Origin of the sequence: Vibrio cyclitrophicus (assembly GCF_024347435.1) — a bacterium.
GTDB lineage: Bacteria > Pseudomonadota > Gammaproteobacteria > Enterobacterales > Vibrionaceae > Vibrio > Vibrio cyclitrophicus.
Window position 1 is genome coordinate 2,997,285 of record NZ_AP025480.1, and the last position, 24,248, is coordinate 3,021,532.

Annotated in this window: 6 protein-coding genes, 5 tRNA genes and 9 rRNA genes; 1 reads left to right on the forward strand and 19 read right to left on the reverse strand. The window is 47.2% G+C overall.

From position 1 onward, the window contains the following. Nucleotides 1–93: 93 nt before the first annotated feature. The 14 genes from OCW38_RS13115 to OCW38_RS13180 all read right to left on the reverse strand — a co-directional run bounded on the left by OCW38_RS13115 (nucleotide 94) and on the right by OCW38_RS13180 (nucleotide 16,519). Nucleotides 94–170: transfer RNA gene (locus OCW38_RS13115), tRNA-Trp, on the reverse strand. A 59-nt stretch (nucleotides 171–229) separates the two neighbouring features. Further along, a tRNA-Asp gene (locus OCW38_RS13120) sits at nucleotides 230–306 on the reverse strand. A 67-nt stretch (nucleotides 307–373) separates the two neighbouring features. Further along, nucleotides 374–489: ribosomal RNA gene (gene rrf / locus OCW38_RS13125) — 5S ribosomal RNA — on the reverse strand. Nucleotides 490–589: 100 nt separating this feature from the next. Continuing rightward, nucleotides 590–3,483: ribosomal RNA gene (locus OCW38_RS13130) — 23S ribosomal RNA — on the reverse strand. 301 nt (nucleotides 3,484–3,784) lie between these two features. Beyond that, a tRNA-Ala gene (locus tag OCW38_RS13135) sits at nucleotides 3,785–3,860 on the reverse strand. Between the two features lie 14 nt (nucleotides 3,861–3,874). After that, nucleotides 3,875–3,951: transfer RNA gene (locus OCW38_RS13140), tRNA-Ile, on the reverse strand. A gap of 67 nt (nucleotides 3,952–4,018) precedes the next feature. Beyond that, nucleotides 4,019–5,573: ribosomal RNA gene (locus OCW38_RS13145) — 16S ribosomal RNA — on the reverse strand. Between the two features lie 409 nt (nucleotides 5,574–5,982). Further along, nucleotides 5,983–6,098, reverse strand: a 5S ribosomal RNA gene (gene rrf, locus OCW38_RS13150). A gap of 100 nt (nucleotides 6,099–6,198) precedes the next feature. Next, nucleotides 6,199–9,092 (reverse strand): 23S ribosomal RNA (locus OCW38_RS13155). Nucleotides 9,093–9,447: 355 nt separating this feature from the next. Then, a 16S ribosomal RNA gene (locus OCW38_RS13160) occupies nucleotides 9,448–11,002 on the reverse strand. 408 nt (nucleotides 11,003–11,410) lie between these two features. Continuing rightward, nucleotides 11,411–11,526: ribosomal RNA gene (gene rrf / locus OCW38_RS13165) — 5S ribosomal RNA — on the reverse strand. A 100-nt stretch (nucleotides 11,527–11,626) separates the two neighbouring features. Then, a 23S ribosomal RNA gene (locus OCW38_RS13170) occupies nucleotides 11,627–14,520 on the reverse strand. Nucleotides 14,521–14,823: 303 nt separating this feature from the next. Beyond that, nucleotides 14,824–14,899: transfer RNA gene (locus OCW38_RS13175), tRNA-Glu, on the reverse strand. Between the two features lie 65 nt (nucleotides 14,900–14,964). Beyond that, nucleotides 14,965–16,519 (reverse strand): 16S ribosomal RNA (locus OCW38_RS13180). The 16S, 23S and 5S rRNA genes sit together here with 5 tRNA genes alongside, the layout of an rRNA operon. 734 nt (nucleotides 16,520–17,253) lie before the next feature. Between OCW38_RS13180 and OCW38_RS13185 the strand changes: the two genes are divergently transcribed. Then, nucleotides 17,254–18,591 (forward strand): IS4 family transposase, encoded by a 1,338-nt coding sequence (locus tag OCW38_RS13185; RefSeq protein ID WP_261893540.1) that lies wholly within the window; start codon nucleotides 17,254–17,256, stop codon nucleotides 18,589–18,591. Nucleotides 18,592–18,632: 41 nt separating this feature from the next. Here the strand turns inward: OCW38_RS13185 and OCW38_RS13190 are convergent, their stop codons facing one another. The 5 genes from OCW38_RS13190 to OCW38_RS13210 form a co-directional block, all read right to left on the reverse strand. Beyond that, complete coding sequence (locus OCW38_RS13190) at nucleotides 18,633–19,409, reverse strand: phosphoadenylyl-sulfate reductase (RefSeq protein ID WP_261894380.1); 777 nt, start codon at nucleotides 19,407–19,409, stop codon at nucleotides 18,633–18,635. Next, nucleotides 19,402–21,129 (reverse strand): assimilatory sulfite reductase (NADPH) hemoprotein subunit, encoded by a 1,728-nt coding sequence (gene cysI / locus OCW38_RS13195; protein WP_046209453.1) that lies wholly within the window; start codon nucleotides 21,127–21,129, stop codon nucleotides 19,402–19,404. The genes OCW38_RS13190 and cysI overlap by 8 nt, the downstream gene beginning before the upstream one ends. Further along, nucleotides 21,129–22,994 (reverse strand): assimilatory sulfite reductase (NADPH) flavoprotein subunit, encoded by a 1,866-nt coding sequence (locus OCW38_RS13200; protein ID WP_261894383.1) that lies wholly within the window; start codon nucleotides 22,992–22,994, stop codon nucleotides 21,129–21,131. The genes cysI and OCW38_RS13200 overlap by 1 nt, the downstream gene beginning before the upstream one ends. 123 nt (nucleotides 22,995–23,117) lie before the next feature. After that, on the reverse strand, nucleotides 23,118–23,348 hold the full coding sequence (locus OCW38_RS13205; RefSeq protein ID WP_004735813.1) for a hypothetical protein: 231 nt from the start codon (nucleotides 23,346–23,348) through the stop codon (nucleotides 23,118–23,120). Between the two features lie 204 nt (nucleotides 23,349–23,552). Further along, nucleotides 23,553–24,224 (reverse strand): TIGR04219 family outer membrane beta-barrel protein, encoded by a 672-nt coding sequence (locus OCW38_RS13210; protein WP_261894385.1) that lies wholly within the window; start codon nucleotides 24,222–24,224, stop codon nucleotides 23,553–23,555. Between the last annotated feature and the right edge of the window lie 24 nt (nucleotides 24,225–24,248).

The window sequence follows — 24,248 nt, forward strand, 5'->3', positions numbered from 1 at the left end:
GCGAGCCTTGGGAGACGCCTAGTTCTCCCAACATTGCTTCATAGAAGCAACAGACGTAAAAAAGCCCCAGCATTTCTGCTGAGGCTTCTTATATGGCAGGGGTGGAGAGATTCGAACTCCCAACACGCGGATTTGGAATCCGCTGCTCTGCCAATTGGAGCTACACCCCTAAAACTTTCACTACTTCAGATTCGAAAAAACCTCGCACTAGGCGAGGTTATCGAATAAGTGGCGGAGTGGACGGGACTCGAACCCGCGACCCCCGGCGTGACAGGCCGGTATTCTAACCAACTGAACTACCACTCCGCAGTGGTCAACTCACTAAGTGAGTGTTCATATCCCCAGGTCGGTCAACCTAAAGATTTAATTTAAAGCCTGGCGATGTCCTACTCTCACATGGGGAAGCCCCACACTACCATCGGCGCTATTGTGTTTCACTTCTGAGTTCGGCATGGAATCAGGTGGGTCCACAATGCTATGGTCGCCAAGCAAATTTTAAAATTCGGAAAGCTAATCTAAAAGTTATGTCTCTTCAAACGCATTCAAGGTCTGTCTTTCTATTGAGTCCACAAAACCCCTTGGGTGTTGTATGGTTAAGCCTCACGGGCAATTAGTACAGGTTAGCTCAATGCCTCGCAGCACTTACACACCCTGCCTATCAACGTCGTAGTCTACGACAACCCTTTAGGACACTTATAGTGCCAGGGAAAACTCATCTCAAGGCTCGCTTCCCGCTTAGATGCTTTCAGCGGTTATCGATTCCGAACTTAGCTACCGGGCAATGCCATTGGCATGACAACCCGAACACCAGAGGTTCGTCCACTCCGGTCCTCTCGTACTAGGAGCAGCCCCTTTCAATTTTCCAACGCCCACGGCAGATAGGGACCGAACTGTCTCACGACGTTCTAAACCCAGCTCGCGTACCACTTTAAATGGCGAACAGCCATACCCTTGGGACCGACTTCAGCCCCAGGATGTGATGAGCCGACATCGAGGTGCCAAACACCGCCGTCGATATGAACTCTTGGGCGGTATCAGCCTGTTATCCCCGGAGTACCTTTTATCCGTTGAGCGATGGCCCTTCCATTCAGAACCACCGGATCACTATGACCTGCTTTCGCACCTGCTCGAATTGTCATTCTCGCAGTCAAGCGGGCTTATGCCATTGCACTAACCACACGATGTCCAACCGTGTTTAGCCCACCTTCGTGCTCCTCCGTTACTCTTTGGGAGGAGACCGCCCCAGTCAAACTACCCACCAGGCACTGTCCGTAATCCCGATTCAGGGACCAACGTTAGAACATCAAAACTACAAGGGTGGTATTTCAAGGACGACTCCATCACATCTAGCGACGCAATTTCATAGTCTCCCACCTATCCTACACATGTAGGTTCAATGTTCAGTGCCAAGCTGTAGTAAAGGTTCACGGGGTCTTTCCGTCTAGCCGCGGGTACACTGCATCTTCACAGCGATTTCAATTTCACTGAGTCTCGGGTGGAGACAGCGTGGCCATCATTACGCCATTCGTGCAGGTCGGAACTTACCCGACAAGGAATTTCGCTACCTTAGGACCGTTATAGTTACGGCCGCCGTTTACCGGGGCTTCGATCAAGAGCTTCGACCGAAGTCTAACCCCATCAATTAACCTTCCGGCACCGGGCAGGCGTCACACCGTATACGTCATCTTACGATTTTGCACAGTGCTGTGTTTTTAATAAACAGTTGCAGCCACCTGGTATCTGCGACTCTCGTCTGCTCCATCCGCAAGGGACTTCACTGATAAGAGCGTACCTTCTCCCGAAGTTACGGTACCATTTTGCCTAGTTCCTTCACCCGAGTTCTCTCAAGCGCCTTGGTATTCTCTACCCGACCACCTGTGTCGGTTTGGGGTACGATTCCTTACAATCTGAAGCTTAGAGGCTTTTCCTGGAAGCATGGCATCAATGACTTCACTACCGTAGTAGCTCGACATCGTATCTCAGCGTTAGTAGCGGTCCGGATTTACCTAAACCACCCGCCTACATACTTGAACCTGGACAACCGTCGCCAGGCCCACCTAGCCTTCTCCGTCCCCCCATCGCAATTGTAAGAAGTACGGGAATATTAACCCGTTTCCCATCGACTACGCCTTTCGGCCTCGCCTTAGGAGTCGACTTACCCTGCCCCGATTAACGTTGGACAGGAACCCTTGGTCTTCCGGCGAGGGAGTTTTTCACTCCCTTTATCGTTACTCATGTCAGCATTCGCACTTCTGATACCTCCAGCAGCCCTTACAGACCACCTTCAACGGCTTACAGAACGCTCCCCTACCCCACATACCCTAAGGTACGTAGCCGCAGCTTCGGTGTATAGCTTAGCCCCGTTACATCTTCCGCGCAGGCCGACTCGACCAGTGAGCTATTACGCTTTCTTTAAATGATGGCTGCTTCTAAGCCAACATCCTGGCTGTCTGAGCCTTCCCACATCGTTTCCCACTTAGCTATACTTTGGGACCTTAGCTGGCGGTCTGGGTTGTTTCCCTCTCCACGACGGACGTTAGCACCCGCCGTGTGTCTCCCGGATAGTACTTACTGGTATTCGGAGTTTGCAAAGGGTTGGTAAGTCGGGATGACCCCCTAGCCTTAACAGTGCTCTACCCCCAGTAGTATTCGTCCGAGGCGCTACCTAAATAGCTTTCGGGGAGAACCAGCTATCTCCAGGTTTGATTGGCCTTTCACCCCTAGCCACAAGTCATCCGCTAATTTTTCAACATTAGTCGGTTCGGTCCTCCAGTTGATGTTACTCAACCTTCAACCTGCCCATGGCTAGATCACCTGGTTTCGGGTCTAATCCTAGCAACTGTACGCCCAGTTAAGACTCGGTTTCCCTACGGCTCCCCTAAACGGTTAACCTTGCTACTAAAATTAAGTCGCTGACCCATTATACAAAAGGTACGCAGTCACACCACGAAGGTGCTCCTACTGCTTGTACGTACACGGTTTCAGGTTCTATTTCACTCCCCTCACAGGGGTTCTTTTCGCCTTTCCCTCACGGTACTGGTTCACTATCGGTCAGTCAGTAGTATTTAGCCTTGGAGGATGGTCCCCCCATATTCAGACAGGATATCACGTGTCCCGCCCTACTCGTTTTCACTGATTATGATGTGTCGGTTACGGGGCTATCACCCTTTGTTGCGAGACTTTCCAGACTCTTCACCTGCATCATTAAAAGCTTAAGGGCTAATCCAATTTCGCTCGCCGCTACTTTCGGAATCTCGGTTGATTTCTCTTCCTCGGGGTACTTAGATGTTTCAGTTCCCCCGGTTTGCCTCCTGTTGCTATGTATTCACAACAGGATACTTACTTATGTAAGTGGGTTTCCCCATTCAGGAATCCCAGACTCAAAAGGTTATTACTACCTAATCTGGGCTTATCGCAAGTTATTACGCCTTTCATCGCCTCTGACTGCCAAGGCATCCACCGTGTACGCTTAGTCACTTAACCATACAACCCGAAAGGGTCTTAGCGTATGGCAACTAACCAAGGTTTTGGTTGTCATCAAGAAGGGTTAATTCTTGATAACTGTTTGCCGGACTCAATTGTGAATCAATGTAAACATTGATTCGAATACAAGACACTTGAATGTGTTTGTTGTGTTTATCTAATGAAAGATAAACATTGAGAACTTTTAAATTTGATTGAATTACTCGTAAGTAATCAATCAGTCAGCTTTCCAAATTGTTAAAGAGCTTGATTCAATAAAATGAACCATTTTTAAAGACTCTCTTAAGAGAATACTTAAAGATGGTGGAGCTATGCGGGATCGAACCGCAGACCTCCTGCGTGCAAGGCAGGCGCTCTCCCAGCTGAGCTATAGCCCCATCTAGGTCGATATTGGTGGGTCTGAGTGGACTTGAACCACCGACCTCCCGCTTATCAGGCGAGCGCTCTAACCAGCTGAGCTACAGACCCAATATCGTCTCTTAACTTTTCTAAACCTAATCAATCTGTGTGGACACTCATCGTAAGTATCTTCGTATAAGGAGGTGATCCAGCCCCAGGTTCCCCTAGGGCTACCTTGTTACGACTTCACCCCAGTCATGAACCACAAAGTGGTGAGCGTCCTCCCCGAAAGGTTAAACTACCCACTTCTTTTGCAGCCCACTCCCATGGTGTGACGGGCGGTGTGTACAAGGCCCGGGAACGTATTCACCGTGACATTCTGATTCACGATTACTAGCGATTCCGACTTCATGGAGTCGAGTTGCAGACTCCAATCCGGACTACGACGCACTTTTTGGGATTCGCTCACTATCGCTAGCTTGCTGCCCTCTGTATGCGCCATTGTAGCACGTGTGTAGCCCTACTCGTAAGGGCCATGATGACTTGACGTCGTCCCCACCTTCCTCCGGTTTATCACCGGCAGTCTCCCTGGAGTTCCCGACATGACTCGCTGGCAAACAAGGATAAGGGTTGCGCTCGTTGCGGGACTTAACCCAACATTTCACAACACGAGCTGACGACAGCCATGCAGCACCTGTCTCAGAGCTCCCGAAGGCACACCTGCGTCTCCGCTGGCTTCTCTGGATGTCAAGAGTAGGTAAGGTTCTTCGCGTTGCATCGAATTAAACCACATGCTCCACCGCTTGTGCGGGCCCCCGTCAATTCATTTGAGTTTTAATCTTGCGACCGTACTCCCCAGGCGGTCTACTTAACGCGTTAGCTCCGAAAGCCACGGCTCAAGGCCACAACCTCCAAGTAGACATCGTTTACGGCGTGGACTACCAGGGTATCTAATCCTGTTTGCTCCCCACGCTTTCGCATCTGAGTGTCAGTATCTGTCCAGGGGGCCGCCTTCGCCACTGGTATTCCTTCAGATCTCTACGCATTTCACCGCTACACCTGAAATTCTACCCCCCTCTACAGTACTCTAGTTCACCAGTTTCAAATGCAGTTCCGAGGTTGAGCCCCGGGCTTTCACATCTGACTTAATGAACCACCTGCATGCGCTTTACGCCCAGTAATTCCGATTAACGCTCGCACCCTCCGTATTACCGCGGCTGCTGGCACGGAGTTAGCCGGTGCTTCTTCTGTTGCTAACGTCAAGATGCGCAGCTATTAACTACACACCCTTCCTCACAACTGAAAGTACTTTACAACCCGAAGGCCTTCTTCATACACGCGGCATGGCTGCATCAGGCTTTCGCCCATTGTGCAATATTCCCCACTGCTGCCTCCCGTAGGAGTCTGGACCGTGTCTCAGTTCCAGTGTGGCTGATCATCCTCTCAGACCAGCTAGGGATCGTCGCCTTGGTGAGCCATTACCTCACCAACTAGCTAATCCCACCTAGGCATATCTTGACGCGAGAGGCCCGAAGGTCCCCCTCTTTGGCCCGTAGGCATTATGCGGTATTAGCCATCGTTTCCAATGGTTATCCCCCACATCAAGGCAATTTCCTAGGCATTACTCACCCGTCCGCCGCTCGACGCCCATTAACGCACCCGAAGGATTGTTAGTGTCGTTTCCGCTCGACTTGCATGTGTTAGGCCTGCCGCCAGCGTTCAATCTGAGCCATGATCAAACTCTTCAATTTAAGATTTTGTGACTCAACGAATACTGACTTCAAAACTATTCTTTATAAATAAAGAGTGTAATTTTAAAGCTATTACCATTCCAACAGAATGGTAATGAATTGACTGTGCCGAATAACTACAAGTAGTTAAACGTATTGGTCACTCAGTTCATTGAAATCAATGTTGTTACCGAAGTAACTGTTATTACCTAAGTAATAACGTTTTGATATTCATCAACGAGTGCCCACACAGATTGATAGGTTTAAATTGTTAAAGAGCTTGTTCTCTAAAAAGATAACGCTTTCAGTGCCTTAGCACTTAAGCAGGACGCATATAATACGCTTTCCACTTTGAAAGTCAACATAAAATACTAAGAAACTTAGAACTCTATGGTGACTTGTCTATTAAATAGACAAAGTCGAAATTAAAGCCTGGCGATGTCCTACTCTCACATGGGGAAGCCCCACACTACCATCGGCGCTATTGTGTTTCACTTCTGAGTTCGGCATGGAATCAGGTGGGTCCACAATGCTATGGTCGCCAAGCAAATTTTAAAATTCGGAAAGCTAATCTAAAAGTTATGTCTCTTCAAACGCATTCAAGGTCTGTCTTTCTATTGAGTCCACAAAACCCCTTGGGTGTTGTATGGTTAAGCCTCACGGGCAATTAGTACAGGTTAGCTCAATGCCTCGCAGCACTTACACACCCTGCCTATCAACGTCGTAGTCTACGACAACCCTTTAGGACACTTATAGTGCCAGGGAAAACTCATCTCAAGGCTCGCTTCCCGCTTAGATGCTTTCAGCGGTTATCGATTCCGAACTTAGCTACCGGGCAATGCCATTGGCATGACAACCCGAACACCAGAGGTTCGTCCACTCCGGTCCTCTCGTACTAGGAGCAGCCCCTTTCAATTTTCCAACGCCCACGGCAGATAGGGACCGAACTGTCTCACGACGTTCTAAACCCAGCTCGCGTACCACTTTAAATGGCGAACAGCCATACCCTTGGGACCGACTTCAGCCCCAGGATGTGATGAGCCGACATCGAGGTGCCAAACACCGCCGTCGATATGAACTCTTGGGCGGTATCAGCCTGTTATCCCCGGAGTACCTTTTATCCGTTGAGCGATGGCCCTTCCATTCAGAACCACCGGATCACTATGACCTGCTTTCGCACCTGCTCGAATTGTCATTCTCGCAGTCAAGCGGGCTTATGCCATTGCACTAACCACACGATGTCCAACCGTGTTTAGCCCACCTTCGTGCTCCTCCGTTACTCTTTGGGAGGAGACCGCCCCAGTCAAACTACCCACCAGGCACTGTCCGTAATCCCGATTCAGGGACCAACGTTAGAACATCAAAACTACAAGGGTGGTATTTCAAGGACGACTCCATCACATCTAGCGACGCAATTTCATAGTCTCCCACCTATCCTACACATGTAGGTTCAATGTTCAGTGCCAAGCTGTAGTAAAGGTTCACGGGGTCTTTCCGTCTAGCCGCGGGTACACTGCATCTTCACAGCGATTTCAATTTCACTGAGTCTCGGGTGGAGACAGCGTGGCCATCATTACGCCATTCGTGCAGGTCGGAACTTACCCGACAAGGAATTTCGCTACCTTAGGACCGTTATAGTTACGGCCGCCGTTTACCGGGGCTTCGATCAAGAGCTTCGACCGAAGTCTAACCCCATCAATTAACCTTCCGGCACCGGGCAGGCGTCACACCGTATACGTCATCTTACGATTTTGCACAGTGCTGTGTTTTTAATAAACAGTTGCAGCCACCTGGTATCTGCGACTCTCGTCTGCTCCATCCGCAAGGGACTTCACTGATAAGAGCGTACCTTCTCCCGAAGTTACGGTACCATTTTGCCTAGTTCCTTCACCCGAGTTCTCTCAAGCGCCTTGGTATTCTCTACCCGACCACCTGTGTCGGTTTGGGGTACGATTCCTTACAATCTGAAGCTTAGAGGCTTTTCCTGGAAGCATGGCATCAATGACTTCACTACCGTAGTAGCTCGACATCGTATCTCAGCGTTAGTAGCGGTCCGGATTTACCTAAACCACCCGCCTACATACTTGAACCTGGACAACCGTCGCCAGGCCCACCTAGCCTTCTCCGTCCCCCCATCGCAATTGTAAGAAGTACGGGAATATTAACCCGTTTCCCATCGACTACGCCTTTCGGCCTCGCCTTAGGAGTCGACTTACCCTGCCCCGATTAACGTTGGACAGGAACCCTTGGTCTTCCGGCGAGGGAGTTTTTCACTCCCTTTATCGTTACTCATGTCAGCATTCGCACTTCTGATACCTCCAGCAGCCCTTACAGACCACCTTCAACGGCTTACAGAACGCTCCCCTACCCCACATACCCTAAGGTACGTAGCCGCAGCTTCGGTGTATAGCTTAGCCCCGTTACATCTTCCGCGCAGGCCGACTCGACCAGTGAGCTATTACGCTTTCTTTAAATGATGGCTGCTTCTAAGCCAACATCCTGGCTGTCTGAGCCTTCCCACATCGTTTCCCACTTAGCTATACTTTGGGACCTTAGCTGGCGGTCTGGGTTGTTTCCCTCTCCACGACGGACGTTAGCACCCGCCGTGTGTCTCCCGGATAGTACTTACTGGTATTCGGAGTTTGCAAAGGGTTGGTAAGTCGGGATGACCCCCTAGCCTTAACAGTGCTCTACCCCCAGTAGTATTCGTCCGAGGCGCTACCTAAATAGCTTTCGGGGAGAACCAGCTATCTCCAGGTTTGATTGGCCTTTCACCCCTAGCCACAAGTCATCCGCTAATTTTTCAACATTAGTCGGTTCGGTCCTCCAGTTGATGTTACTCAACCTTCAACCTGCCCATGGCTAGATCACCTGGTTTCGGGTCTAATCCTAGCAACTGTACGCCCAGTTAAGACTCGGTTTCCCTACGGCTCCCCTAAACGGTTAACCTTGCTACTAAAATTAAGTCGCTGACCCATTATACAAAAGGTACGCAGTCACACCACGAAGGTGCTCCTACTGCTTGTACGTACACGGTTTCAGGTTCTATTTCACTCCCCTCACAGGGGTTCTTTTCGCCTTTCCCTCACGGTACTGGTTCACTATCGGTCAGTCAGTAGTATTTAGCCTTGGAGGATGGTCCCCCCATATTCAGACAGGATATCACGTGTCCCGCCCTACTCGTTTTCACTGATTATGATGTGTCGGTTACGGGGCTATCACCCTTTGTTGCGAGACTTTCCAGACTCTTCACCTGCATCATTAAAAGCTTAAGGGCTAATCCAATTTCGCTCGCCGCTACTTTCGGAATCTCGGTTGATTTCTCTTCCTCGGGGTACTTAGATGTTTCAGTTCCCCCGGTTTGCCTCCTGTTGCTATGTATTCACAACAGGATACTTACTTATGTAAGTGGGTTTCCCCATTCAGGAATCCCAGACTCAAAAGGTTATTACTACCTAATCTGGGCTTATCGCAAGTTATTACGCCTTTCATCGCCTCTGACTGCCAAGGCATCCACCGTGTACGCTTAGTCACTTAACCATACAACCCGAAAGGGTCTTAGCGTATGGCAACTAACCAAGGTTTTTGGTTGTCATCAAGAAGGGTTAATTCTTGATGACTGTTTGCCGGACTCAATTGTGAATCAATGTAAACATTGATTCGAATACAAGACACTTGAATGTGTTTGTTGTGTTTATCTAATGAAAGATAAACATTGAGAACTTTTAAATTTGATTGAATTACTCGTAAGTAATCAATCAGTCAGCTTTCCAAATTGTTAAAGAGCATAAAGCAAAAAGCTTTAATCAATAACTTACGTTATTAATTAAAGCTCTGACTTTAACTAAATCTAAACCATCAATCTGTGTGGACACTCATCGTAAGTATCTTCGTATAAGGAGGTGATCCAGCCCCAGGTTCCCCTAGGGCTACCTTGTTACGACTTCACCCCAGTCATGAACCACAAAGTGGTGAGCGTCCTCCCCGAAAGGTTAAACTACCCACTTCTTTTGCAGCCCACTCCCATGGTGTGACGGGCGGTGTGTACAAGGCCCGGGAACGTATTCACCGTGACATTCTGATTCACGATTACTAGCGATTCCGACTTCATGGAGTCGAGTTGCAGACTCCAATCCGGACTACGACGCACTTTTTGGGATTCGCTCACTATCGCTAGCTTGCTGCCCTCTGTATGCGCCATTGTAGCACGTGTGTAGCCCTACTCGTAAGGGCCATGATGACTTGACGTCGTCCCCACCTTCCTCCGGTTTATCACCGGCAGTCTCCCTGGAGTTCCCGACATGACTCGCTGGCAAACAAGGATAAGGGTTGCGCTCGTTGCGGGACTTAACCCAACATTTCACAACACGAGCTGACGACAGCCATGCAGCACCTGTCTCAGAGCTCCCGAAGGCACACCTGCGTCTCCGCTGGCTTCTCTGGATGTCAAGAGTAGGTAAGGTTCTTCGCGTTGCATCGAATTAAACCACATGCTCCACCGCTTGTGCGGGCCCCCGTCAATTCATTTGAGTTTTAATCTTGCGACCGTACTCCCCAGGCGGTCTACTTAACGCGTTAGCTCCGAAAGCCACGGCTCAAGGCCACAACCTCCAAGTAGACATCGTTTACGGCGTGGACTACCAGGGTATCTAATCCTGTTTGCTCCCCACGCTTTCGCATCTGAGTGTCAGTATCTGTCCAGGGGGCCGCCTTCGCCACTGGTATTCCTTCAGATCTCTACGCATTTCACCGCTACACCTGAAATTCTACCCCCCTCTACAGTACTCTAGTTCACCAGTTTCAAATGCAGTTCCGAGGTTGAGCCCCGGGCTTTCACATCTGACTTAATGAACCACCTGCATGCGCTTTACGCCCAGTAATTCCGATTAACGCTCGCACCCTCCGTATTACCGCGGCTGCTGGCACGGAGTTAGCCGGTGCTTCTTCTGTTGCTAACGTCAAGATGCGCAGCTATTAACTACACACCCTTCCTCACAACTGAAAGTACTTTACAACCCGAAGGCCTTCTTCATACACGCGGCATGGCTGCATCAGGCTTTCGCCCATTGTGCAATATTCCCCACTGCTGCCTCCCGTAGGAGTCTGGACCGTGTCTCAGTTCCAGTGTGGCTGATCATCCTCTCAGACCAGCTAGGGATCGTCGCCTTGGTGAGCCATTACCTCACCAACTAGCTAATCCCACCTAGGCATATCTTGACGCGAGAGGCCCGAAGGTCCCCCTCTTTGGCCCGTAGGCATCATGCGGTATTAGCCATCGTTTCCAATGGTTATCCCCCACATCAAGGCAATTTCCTAGGCATTACTCACCCGTCCGCCGCTCGACGCCCATTAACGCACCCGAAGGATTGTTAGTGTCGTTTCCGCTCGACTTGCATGTGTTAGGCCTGCCGCCAGCGTTCAATCTGAGCCATGATCAAACTCTTCAATTTAAGATTTTGTGACTCAACGAATACTGACTTCAAAACTATTCTTTATAAATAAAGAGTGTAATTTTAAAGCTATTACCATTCCAACAGAATGGTAATGAATTGACTGTGCCAAATAACCGAAGTTATTCGTATTGGTCACTCAGTTCATTGAAATCAAGTTTGTTACCGAAGTAACTGTTTTATCCAAAAGGATAAAACGTTTTGATATTCATCAACGAGTGCCCACACAGATTGATAGGTTTAAATTGTTAAAGAGCTTGTTCTCTAAAAAGAGAACGCTTTCAGTGCCTTAGCACTTAAGCAGGACGCGTATAATACGCTTTCCACTTTGAAAGTCAACATAATATTCTAAGTTTTCACTCAGAAAACTATGTTGACTCATCTCTTTCGAGATAAGTCGAAATTAAAGCCTGGCGATGTCCTACTCTCACATGGGGAAGCCCCACACTACCATCGGCGCTATTGTGTTTCACTTCTGAGTTCGGCATGGAATCAGGTGGGTCCACAATGCTATGGTCGCCAAGCAAATTTTAAAATTCGGAAAGCTAATCTAAAAGTTATGTCTCTTCAAACGCATTCAAGGTCTGTCTTTCTATTGAGTCCACAAAACCCCTTGGGTGTTGTATGGTTAAGCCTCACGGGCAATTAGTACAGGTTAGCTCAATGCCTCGCAGCACTTACACACCCTGCCTATCAACGTCGTAGTCTACGACAACCCTTTAGGACACTTATAGTGCCAGGGAAAACTCATCTCAAGGCTCGCTTCCCGCTTAGATGCTTTCAGCGGTTATCGATTCCGAACTTAGCTACCGGGCAATGCCATTGGCATGACAACCCGAACACCAGAGGTTCGTCCACTCCGGTCCTCTCGTACTAGGAGCAGCCCCTTTCAATTTTCCAACGCCCACGGCAGATAGGGACCGAACTGTCTCACGACGTTCTAAACCCAGCTCGCGTACCACTTTAAATGGCGAACAGCCATACCCTTGGGACCGACTTCAGCCCCAGGATGTGATGAGCCGACATCGAGGTGCCAAACACCGCCGTCGATATGAACTCTTGGGCGGTATCAGCCTGTTATCCCCGGAGTACCTTTTATCCGTTGAGCGATGGCCCTTCCATTCAGAACCACCGGATCACTATGACCTGCTTTCGCACCTGCTCGAATTGTCATTCTCGCAGTCAAGCGGGCTTATGCCATTGCACTAACCACACGATGTCCAACCGTGTTTAGCCCACCTTCGTGCTCCTCCGTTACTCTTTGGGAGGAGACCGCCCCAGTCAAACTACCCACCAGGCACTGTCCGTAATCCCGATTCAGGGACCAACGTTAGAACATCAAAACTACAAGGGTGGTATTTCAAGGACGACTCCATCACATCTAGCGACGCAATTTCATAGTCTCCCACCTATCCTACACATGTAGGTTCAATGTTCAGTGCCAAGCTGTAGTAAAGGTTCACGGGGTCTTTCCGTCTAGCCGCGGGTACACTGCATCTTCACAGCGATTTCAATTTCACTGAGTCTCGGGTGGAGACAGCGTGGCCATCATTACGCCATTCGTGCAGGTCGGAACTTACCCGACAAGGAATTTCGCTACCTTAGGACCGTTATAGTTACGGCCGCCGTTTACCGGGGCTTCGATCAAGAGCTTCGACCGAAGTCTAACCCCATCAATTAACCTTCCGGCACCGGGCAGGCGTCACACCGTATACGTCATCTTACGATTTTGCACAGTGCTGTGTTTTTAATAAACAGTTGCAGCCACCTGGTATCTGCGACTCTCGTCTGCTCCATCCGCAAGGGACTTCACTGATAAGAGCGTACCTTCTCCCGAAGTTACGGTACCATTTTGCCTAGTTCCTTCACCCGAGTTCTCTCAAGCGCCTTGGTATTCTCTACCCGACCACCTGTGTCGGTTTGGGGTACGATTCCTTACAATCTGAAGCTTAGAGGCTTTTCCTGGAAGCATGGCATCAATGACTTCACTACCGTAGTAGCTCGACATCGTATCTCAGCGTTAGTAGCGGTCCGGATTTACCTAAACCACCCGCCTACATACTTGAACCTGGACAACCGTCGCCAGGCCCACCTAGCCTTCTCCGTCCCCCCATCGCAATTGTAAGAAGTACGGGAATATTAACCCGTTTCCCATCGACTACGCCTTTCGGCCTCGCCTTAGGAGTCGACTTACCCTGCCCCGATTAACGTTGGACAGGAACCCTTGGTCTTCCGGCGAGGGAGTTTTTCACTCCCTTTATCGTTACTCATGTCAGCATTCGCACTTCTGATACCTCCAGCAGCCCTTACAGACCACCTTCAACGGCTTACAGAACGCTCCCCTACCCCACATACCCTAAGGTACGTAGCCGCAGCTTCGGTGTATAGCTTAGCCCCGTTACATCTTCCGCGCAGGCCGACTCGACCAGTGAGCTATTACGCTTTCTTTAAATGATGGCTGCTTCTAAGCCAACATCCTGGCTGTCTGAGCCTTCCCACATCGTTTCCCACTTAGCTATACTTTGGGACCTTAGCTGGCGGTCTGGGTTGTTTCCCTCTCCACGACGGACGTTAGCACCCGCCGTGTGTCTCCCGGATAGTACTTACTGGTATTCGGAGTTTGCAAAGGGTTGGTAAGTCGGGATGACCCCCTAGCCTTAACAGTGCTCTACCCCCAGTAGTATTCGTCCGAGGCGCTACCTAAATAGCTTTCGGGGAGAACCAGCTATCTCCAGGTTTGATTGGCCTTTCACCCCTAGCCACAAGTCATCCGCTAATTTTTCAACATTAGTCGGTTCGGTCCTCCAGTTGATGTTACTCAACCTTCAACCTGCCCATGGCTAGATCACCTGGTTTCGGGTCTAATCCTAGCAACTGTACGCCCAGTTAAGACTCGGTTTCCCTACGGCTCCCCTAAACGGTTAACCTTGCTACTAAAATTAAGTCGCTGACCCATTATACAAAAGGTACGCAGTCACACCACGAAGGTGCTCCTACTGCTTGTACGTACACGGTTTCAGGTTCTATTTCACTCCCCTCACAGGGGTTCTTTTCGCCTTTCCCTCACGGTACTGGTTCACTATCGGTCAGTCAGTAGTATTTAGCCTTGGAGGATGGTCCCCCCATATTCAGACAGGATATCACGTGTCCCGCCCTACTCGTTTTCACTGATTATGATGTGTCGGTTACGGGGCTATCACCCTTTGTTGCGAGACTTTCCAGACTCTTCACCTGCATCATTAAAAGCTTAAGGGCTAATCCAATTTCGCTCGCCGCTACTTTCGGAATCTCGGTTGATTTCTCTTCCTCGGGGTACTTAGATGTTTCAGTTCCCCCGGTTTGCCTCCTGTTGCTATGTATTCACAACAGGATACGTGCTTATGCACGTGGGTTTCCCCATTCAGGAATCCCAGACTCAAAAGGTTATTACTACCTAATCTGGGCTTATCGCAAGTTATTACGCCTTTCATCGCCTCTGACTGCCAAGGCATCCACCGTGTACGCTTAGTCACTTAACCATACAACCCGAAAGGGTCTTAGTGTATGGCAACTAACCAAGGTTTTTGGTTGTCATCAAGAAGGGTTAATTCTTGATGACTGTTTGCCGGACTCAATTGTGAATCAATGTAAACATTGATTCGAATACAAGACACTTGAATGTGTTTGTTGTGTTTATCTAATGAAAGATAAACATTGAGAACTTTTAAATTTGATTGAATTACTCGTAAGTAATCAAATCAGTCAGCTTTCCAAATTGTTAAAGAGCTTGATTCAATAAAATGAACCATTTTTAAAAACACTTAAATAAATGTGCTTAAAGATGGTATCCCGTAGGGGAGTCGAACCCCTGTTACCGCCGTGAAAGGGCGGTGTCCTAGGCCTCTAGACGAACGGGACATAGGTTACTCTTAACTGTTTAAACATATCAATCTGTGTGGACACTCATCGTAAGTATCTTCGTATAAGGAGGTGATCCAGCCCCAGGTTCCCCTAGGGCTACCTTGTTACGACTTCACCCCAGTCATGAACCACAAAGTGGTGAGCGTCCTCCCCGAAAGGTTAAACTACCCACTTCTTTTGCAGCCCACTCCCATGGTGTGACGGGCGGTGTGTACAAGGCCCGGGAACGTATTCACCGTGACATTCTGATTCACGATTACTAGCGATTCCGACTTCATGGAGTCGAGTTGCAGACTCCAATCCGGACTACGACGCACTTTTTGGGATTCGCTCACTATCGCTAGCTTGCTGCCCTCTGTATGCGCCATTGTAGCACGTGTGTAGCCCTACTCGTAAGGGCCATGATGACTTGACGTCGTCCCCACCTTCCTCCGGTTTATCACCGGCAGTCTCCCTGGAGTTCCCGACATGACTCGCTGGCAAACAAGGATAAGGGTTGCGCTCGTTGCGGGACTTAACCCAACATTTCACAACACGAGCTGACGACAGCCATGCAGCACCTGTCTCAGAGCTCCCGAAGGCACACCTGCGTCTCCGCTGGCTTCTCTGGATGTCAAGAGTAGGTAAGGTTCTTCGCGTTGCATCGAATTAAACCACATGCTCCACCGCTTGTGCGGGCCCCCGTCAATTCATTTGAGTTTTAATCTTGCGACCGTACTCCCCAGGCGGTCTACTTAACGCGTTAGCTCCGAAAGCCACGGCTCAAGGCCACAACCTCCAAGTAGACATCGTTTACGGCGTGGACTACCAGGGTATCTAATCCTGTTTGCTCCCCACGCTTTCGCATCTGAGTGTCAGTATCTGTCCAGGGGGCCGCCTTCGCCACTGGTATTCCTTCAGATCTCTACGCATTTCACCGCTACACCTGAAATTCTACCCCCCTCTACAGTACTCTAGTTCACCAGTTTCAAATGCAGTTCCGAGGTTGAGCCCCGGGCTTTCACATCTGACTTAATGAACCACCTGCATGCGCTTTACGCCCAGTAATTCCGATTAACGCTCGCACCCTCCGTATTACCGCGGCTGCTGGCACGGAGTTAGCCGGTGCTTCTTCTGTTGCTAACGTCAAGATGCGCAGCTATTAACTACACACCCTTCCTCACAACTGAAAGTACTTTACAACCCGAAGGCCTTCTTCATACACGCGGCATGGCTGCATCAGGCTTTCGCCCATTGTGCAATATTCCCCACTGCTGCCTCCCGTAGGAGTCTGGACCGTGTCTCAGTTCCAGTGTGGCTGATCATCCTCTCAGACCAGCTAGGGATCGTCGCCTTGGTGAGCCATTACCTCACCAACTAGCTAATCCCACCTAGGCATATCTTGACGCGAGAGGCCCGAAGGTCCCCCTCTTTGGCCCGTAGGCATCATGCGGTATTAGCCATCGTTTCCAATGGTTATCCCCCACATCAAGGCAATTTCCTAGGCATTACTCACCCGTCCGCCGCTCGACGCCCATTAACGCACCCGAAGGATTGTTAGTGTCGTTTCCGCTCGACTTGCATGTGTTAGGCCTGCCGCCAGCGTTCAATCTGAGCCATGATCAAACTCTTCAATTTAAGATTTTGTGACTCAACGAATACTGACTTCAAAACTATTCTTTATAAATAAAGAGTGTAATTTTAAAGCTATTACCATTCCAACAGAATGGTAATGAATTGACTGTGCCGAATAACTACAAATAGTTAAACGTATTGGTCACTCAGTTCATTGAAATCAAGTTTGTTACCGAAGTAACTGTTTTATCTAAAGGATAAAACGTTTTGATATTCATCAACGAGTGCCCACACAGATTGATAGGTTTAAATTGTTAAAGAGCTTCTCTTCGTTGTGAGTTGCATCACTTCGGAAGAGGCGGCCATTCTAGCGATTTAATTCTCAGTGTCAAACACTTTTGAGAATTAATTTCTACTTTTTAAAATTAGGAGTAAATAATCACTCAAAGCTAGTAGCCTTACTAACATTCTTCGTTGAAGCCTTATGGCGTCTACTGTGTCAGTGAGGCGGCATTATAGAGATGTTCCTCACATTGGCAAGTGTTTATTAAAGAAAAGTGCAAAAATAACGATTACATGACGAATAAACACCCAAACCCTTATTCTTGCAACTTTAACTACAAACTAACTACACAATAACCACAGACTTATCCACAATTTCTCTAATTTCATCTCCTAGAAACTAAAAAAGCTGCCTTATGGCTAACACTGATCATTTAAGCATTTTCCTGATCAGTTGAACGATCCTGCAGATGGTTGACAATACCCTTAAGCACTTCTGTTTAAGGGTATTTTTTATGCTGTCACACTGGTTAATCGATGTTGACGATTTTGCTAATCCAGAATCTCTTTCTTTGTTCCAAAAAGACCTTCCGCTAGATTGGATAAACCAAGCTTTATCTGAAACGAACAAAGCGAGTATGCGTCGTAGAAAGTTACCTGCCGAACTTGTTGTATGGTTAGTCGTTGGTATTGGTCTCTATCGAGATAGACCGATTACCGATGTACTCGATAAACTCGACCTCAAATTGTCTAACTCATTGGGTGAGTCTATTGCACCTAGTGCGATTCCCCAGGCGAGAAAGCGCCTCACCGCTAAACCTTTAGAGTCATTATTCTCAATCACAGCAAAGCACTGGACACAGTCGGAAGATGCGGGTGATAAATGGAATGGTTTGAGCCTATTTTCAATTGATGGCACACAGTTTAGAACGCACGATAACCCAAGCTTAGCTGAGCATTATCAATATGTTTACTACCGAAAAGACAGGCACACTGAATATCCAATCGTTCGAATGTGCGCACTCACATCCCTACGGAGTCGACTTATTCATGATGTGGCTTTTGGGGAAAGTTCTAAAGGTGAAATTAGCTATGCAAAAGATTTAATTTCATCAGCTGTCCCGAATTCATTGACCATTTTTGACCGTTGCTACCTGAGCGCAGAGCTTATGCTTAACTGGCAACGAGAGCATGGGACAAGTCACTGGATGACGCCCATAAAGTCGAATGTGAAGTATGAAACCATCGAGCAACTCGATGATGATGGGCGAGATCTGATTGTAGAGATGAAAGTCTCTCCACAAGCTAGAAAGCAAGACCCGAGCCTCCCGGAAACGTGGAAAGCGAGGCTGGCTCTATACCCCGATGATGGTGAACAACAACCCAATCATATACAAGGGCTGCTGACTTCTCTAACAGATAGAAAATACAGTTTAAAATCATTATTAGACGTGTACTTCGAAAGGTGGGAAATCGAGAAGAGTTATGGCGAGATTAAGCATGACATGCTTGAAGATGAAATTCTGCTCCGCAGTCAATCTGTAGAGGGTGTAAAGCAAGAGGTATGGGGTATCCTTATCGCGTATAACTTAATCCGTCTGGAGATTAGCCGAATAGCAAAAGAGGCAGAAGTCTCACCACTTAGGATAAGCTTTACGATGGCACTTCGAGATATTCAAGATGAGCTAATGTGGTGTGCTATCGCTTCTCCAGGTTCTATTCCCAAAAAGCTGCGAGCTATGAGAGAGCGAGTGAAACGTTATATTTTGCCCGAAAAACAAAAACGGCCCAAAGGTAGGACCGTTCGTTTTAGTAAGACTCGCTACACTGTGCGATCTAAACACCTTAAATGATAGGTGTTGGCCTTATGGCAGCTTTTCGAATAGCAATGAGTTTAAATCCCAGAGCCATATTGCTCTCCATCATCCTCATGAAGGCCACATTCTCGTTTTAATCCATTGAAACGGGTTTCCTCTTCAGTCATGCCCGGTTCCCATTTCTTAGTTGTGTGTGTATCACCAATAGAAAGGTAACCCTGTTCTCGAAGCGGGTGATAACTGAGACTATGCTCTTCTAAGTAATAGTGAACATCTTTATTCGTCCAATCGATTACCGGCAAGAATTTAAACACACCATTTTGGATGGATAAAATTGGTAGGTTCGCGCGCGATTGAGATTGCTCTCTTCTTAAACCAGAAAACCATGTTCCAGCCTCAAGCTCATCCAGCGCTCTTCTCATCGGTTCAACTTTATTAAGCTTGTTGTACTTTTCTATCCCTTCTATTCCTTGTTCCCAAAGTTTGCCATATTGCGCTTCTTGCCAATTAGGGCTCTGTTGTGCGCGAAATACTTGAAGGTTCAGAGTCAACTTCTTACTTAACTCATCTATAAATCGATATGTTTCAGGGAACAAATATCCAGTATCCGTCAGAATAACCGGAATATCTGGTTTCGCCTGAGTCACTAAATGCAACATCAAAGCCGCTTGGATTCCAAAACTAGAAGACACCACATGTGTCCCTTCTAAATTGTCTAAAGCCCACTTAACTCTTTCTAATGCCGTTAGCTGTTCTAACTCAGCATTAATTTGTCCAAGACGAAGTATTTGCTCCGTCTTAGTCAATGCGAGTAGCTCTGCTAACTTCAGTTTTGAAGTGACAGAATTATGCATGCAAATCCCTCTTTGAAATGATCACCTCTTCGATGATGCCAGCTCGGATTGTAAAATCGCCGAACCCTTCATTGTCGTTACGTTCTGTAGCCCACCGTCCCACCAGCGAATCAATCTCTTCTAAAATCTGAGCTGATGTGATGTTCTCTTTATACATCTTAGGAATACGAGTTCCAGCTTTGTTGCCGCCTAAGTGCATGTTGTAACGGCCCGGAGCCTTACCGACTAGACCTAGCTCAGCCAACATTGCACGACCACAACCGTTTGGACAACCCGTGATACGAAGGATGATGTTATCTTCCTCTGGTAATCCATGCTTCTTTAGAATGTCTTCAACATCCGTGACAAACTCAGGAAGAAAGCGCTCAGCTTCAGCCATTGCTAAAGGACATGTTGGGAATGCTACACACGCCATTGAGTTTTTACGCTGCTCAGAAACGGCGTCGTCCATCAAACCATACTCACGGGCGAGTTTCTCAATCTTTGCTTTTTGACTGGTAGAGACACCCGCAACAATTAGGTTTTGGTTTGCAGTCATGCGGAAATCGCCTTTGTGTATTTTGGCAATTTCAGCAACACCCGTTTTCAAAGCCTTACCTGGAAAATCAAGTAAACGACCGTTTTCAATAAACAGTGCTAAGTGGTGCTTACCATCAATACCTTCCGCCCAACCGATACGATCACCACGGCCAGTAAACTCATAAGGACGACTTTCTGAGAATTCAACACCTGCACGCTTTTCAACTTCAGCTTTGAAGACATCAATACCAACACGATCTAGCGTGTATTTGGTTTTGGCATTCTTACGATTTGAACGGTTACCCCAATCACGCTGTGTAGTCACAACAGCTGCCGCTACATCTAACGTCTTTTCTAATGGCACAAAACCAAAATCGTCAGCTTTGCGCGCGTAAGTAGAAGTATCGCCGTGCGTCATTGCAAGACCACCGCCAACTAAGACGTTGAAGCCCACCAGCTTCCCGTCTTCAGCAATCGCAACAAAGTTAAGATCATTCGCATGCACGTCCACGTCATTCTGTGGAGGAATCACAACTGTCGTCTTGAACTTACGCGGTAAGTAGTTACTACCTAGAATAGGTTCTTCATCTGTTGTTTCTAGCTTTTCACCATCTAACCAAATTTCTGCGTAAGCACGAGTCTTAGGTAATAGATGTTCACTGATTTTTTTTGCCCACTCATAAGCTTCTTGGTGGAGCTCGGATTCAACCGGGTTTGTCGTACACAAAACATTTCGGTTTACGTCACCCGCTGTCGCAATGGAATCAATACCGATATTGTTTAGGGTTTGGTGCATTAACTTAATGTTCGGCTTCAACACACCATGAAACTGGAAAGTTTGACGGGTTGTAAGACGGATAGAACCATAAGAGGTACTTTCATCTGCAAACTTATCAATCGCCAACCACTGTTTAGGAGTAATAATGCCACCTGGCATACGAGCACGTAGCATTACATTATGCAAAGGTTCTAGTTTTTGCTTTGCACGCTCGTTACGAATATCACGATCATCTTGCTGATACATACCGTGGAAGCGGATCAACTGAAAGTTATCAGCAGTAAAGCCACCCGTAATTCTATCTTGAAGATCTTGTTCAATCGTACCGCGAAGATTTTTACTTTCACGCTTTAAACGCTCGTTGTCAGCCAAAGGTCCCAGTACTTGACCTAGCACTTCTTGCTCTATTACTTGCTTGCTCATTAGTACACATCCCTTTGGTAACGTTTCGCTTTACGTAAATCATTAATATATTGTTCAGCTTGTTCGCGGCTCTGATTGCCATATTTTTCCGCTATCGTAACTAACGCTTCATGGACATCTTTTGCCATTCGAGTCGCATCGCCACATACATAGAAGTACGCGCCTTCTTGAAGCCATTGCCAAACCTGCTCTGCCTGTTCAATTAATCGATCTTGAACATAAACCTTTTCTTTTTGGTCACGACTAAATGCCACATCAAGCTTGGTTAGCGCACCAGACTTAAGGTACTTCTGCCATTCAACTTGATATAAGAAATCTTGAGTAAAGGTTCGGTCACCAAAGAACAGCCAGCTCTTACCTTGAGCGTCATTGTTTTCACGCTCTTGAACGAAACTACGGAATGGAGCAATACCAGTGCCAGGACCAACCATGATGATTGGTGTATTGTCGTCTTGTGGCAGTTTGAAGTTATTGTTGTTCTCTACAAACACCTTAACTTCACCACCTTCTTCTAGGCGTTGAGCTAAGAAACTTGACGCTCCACCTAAACGAGATTCATCACCTTTTTGGTATTCAACCAGACCAACCGTCAAGTGAACTTCTTCATCTACTTCAGCTTGACTTGATGCAATAGAATAAAGACGTGGCGTTAACTTACGTAGAAGACCGATTAGCTCATCAGCTGATAGCTTGGTTTTCTTTTCAGCTAAAACATCGACAATTTGAGTATTACCCGCATATTCACGAAGCTTGTCTTTATCTTCCACCAGCTTGATTAACTTTTTGCTGCCAGATAACTCGGCAAACTTAGTTACAAATTGAGGGTTTGATGACGTAATCTCGAATTTACTCACTAGAGCACTATGGAGAGATAAGTTTTGACCATCTACATCGACACTTTCGATACCAGATAACCCAACCTTAGAAAGGATCTGATTGGCAAGTTCTGAACTGTTTTCAAACCATACACCTAACGCATCACCAGGTTGATAAGTGATACCTGACTCATCAAGATCAATCTCGATATGACGAACATCTTTACCAGAGTCGCGACCCGTGATCTTTTGACTCGTCAGTAATGTGGCTGTGTATGGGTTTTGTTTGGTGTATTGCGAATGACCCGCGGGCACTTGACCAACTGGTAATTGAACGACATCGGCTTCAGTGCCTGTCGATAGTGTCTCTTTTACTTGCTCTAATGCTTTAGCACGCCACTCTGTTGCCGATGCTTCGTAATCAACATCGCAATCAAGACGATCAACAAACGATTTAGCACCAAGCTTAGCTAAGAAGTTATCGAAATCTTTCGCGGTTTGGCAGAAGAACTCATAACTTGAATCACCTAAACCAATAACACCGTATTGTAGGTTTGATAATTTCGGCGCTTTCTTCGATTGTAGAAACTCGTGTAACTCAATAGCGTTATCTGGGGCTTCACCTTCGCCATTGGTTGAAGCAACGAAAATGACGTGTGTCTCTTTGGCTAAGTTCTTGCCCTTATAGTCACTTGCGTCAAAAAGCTCGACAGCAATACCTAAAGCCTTTGCTTCTGCCTCAAGCGATTCAGCAACACCTTTAGCATTACCCGTCTGAGAAGCGAAGATAATACTTAACTTACCCGCAGGTTTAGCGGCTACTGCAGCGGCGGCTTGAGCGATTGGCGCGGCTGCACCTACAGGCTGAGCTTGACTCACACCCCAAAGATAACCACTGACCCAAGCCAGTTGTTGCGAAGATAACTCAGAAACCGATTGTTGAAGATGACCCAATTGTTGGTCATTAAGTGGTGCTGCTAGCCCAGGTAGCTCATTAGTCCCAGACTGTGCATTATTATTTTGTGAAGACTCTTTCTTATTTAAAGACATGGTCACGACATCCCTAATCATTGCGTGACGATAGATTAACCACTACTTTTAATAACAAGAAAGAATAGAAAAGTATGTTTTATAACTTTTTGGAAGTAAAAACCGATTGAACCATAAATTGACTTACTGATTTTCAATGCGCACTTGCTGAAAGCCAACCGCCATTGCCGACTTAGAAGCCAGATCTAAATCTGCATAATGGCACTCTTCACCATGGACATCTGTGAGCAGAACAAAGCCACCTCCCATATGGCGAAACTCCACAACCCAAGACCCTTCTTGAATTGAGGGCTCTATGATCGCTTCAACTAACAAGTTTTCTCTATATAAGTTTCTTAATTCATTGAGTGTCATACACCATCCCTTGCTTTGACCTCACAACATAGACCTTATAAGAATAGACGCTAATTAGAACTCTGTAGTAAGGATGGTCGAAAGTGACGAATGTGCTAACTAATTCCAGAAAGATATATAACCAATAGATATAAAAAACGCCACTTAACAAAGTGGCGTTCCTAAAATTCGTTTTAGATGCTCTTTAAAATTAGCTTTAGTAGCCTAAAAACGCACTTCAGCGCCTGCGAACCAACCGTCAAACATAACAAAGCTCTTGCCTAGTTCAGAGCTAAAAAACTCATCCGAGTCTAGATCGATAACACGGTAACCACCACGCAAGGCAATCTCAGATTCTGATACAGGAATTCGGTACTGAACACCCGCCATCAAGTCAGTACTCTTGATGCCACTGCTATCACCGAACTCCATCGTACCAATGATATCGAAGTTGGTATCAGGAACATTGATCTCTGCGTTGCCGTAGAAACTCCAAGTTGACTCATCAAAGGTTGATGTTTTTGCATCAGTAGCTTTTGGTTCAATATAGTTAGAGTTCGAGTACTGAGTAAATGTCACACCCGCGTCAAAGTTCATTAGCTTATGATCTAACAATGTGTAATAGAAGGTGTAATCGTACTTATCGAAGGCCAATGAATCCGCATCAACAGAGGTGTAGCGAAAACTAGCGTTTGGTAGCATTGGGGCATTATGCTCAAATGCGAAATACAACGAAGGAGAATTAGAATCATCGCTCTGTCTAACTTCGTTTAGCTTTGTACTTCCCCACCACATATCGGCACCGACTTTAGCCGTGTAAGAAAACTCTTCTTCAGCAGACACTGCCGAACTTAAAGATAGCATTCCCACTAAAGCAATTAATGGCATTTTATTCATTTGAGATAGCTCCAATTCCATATC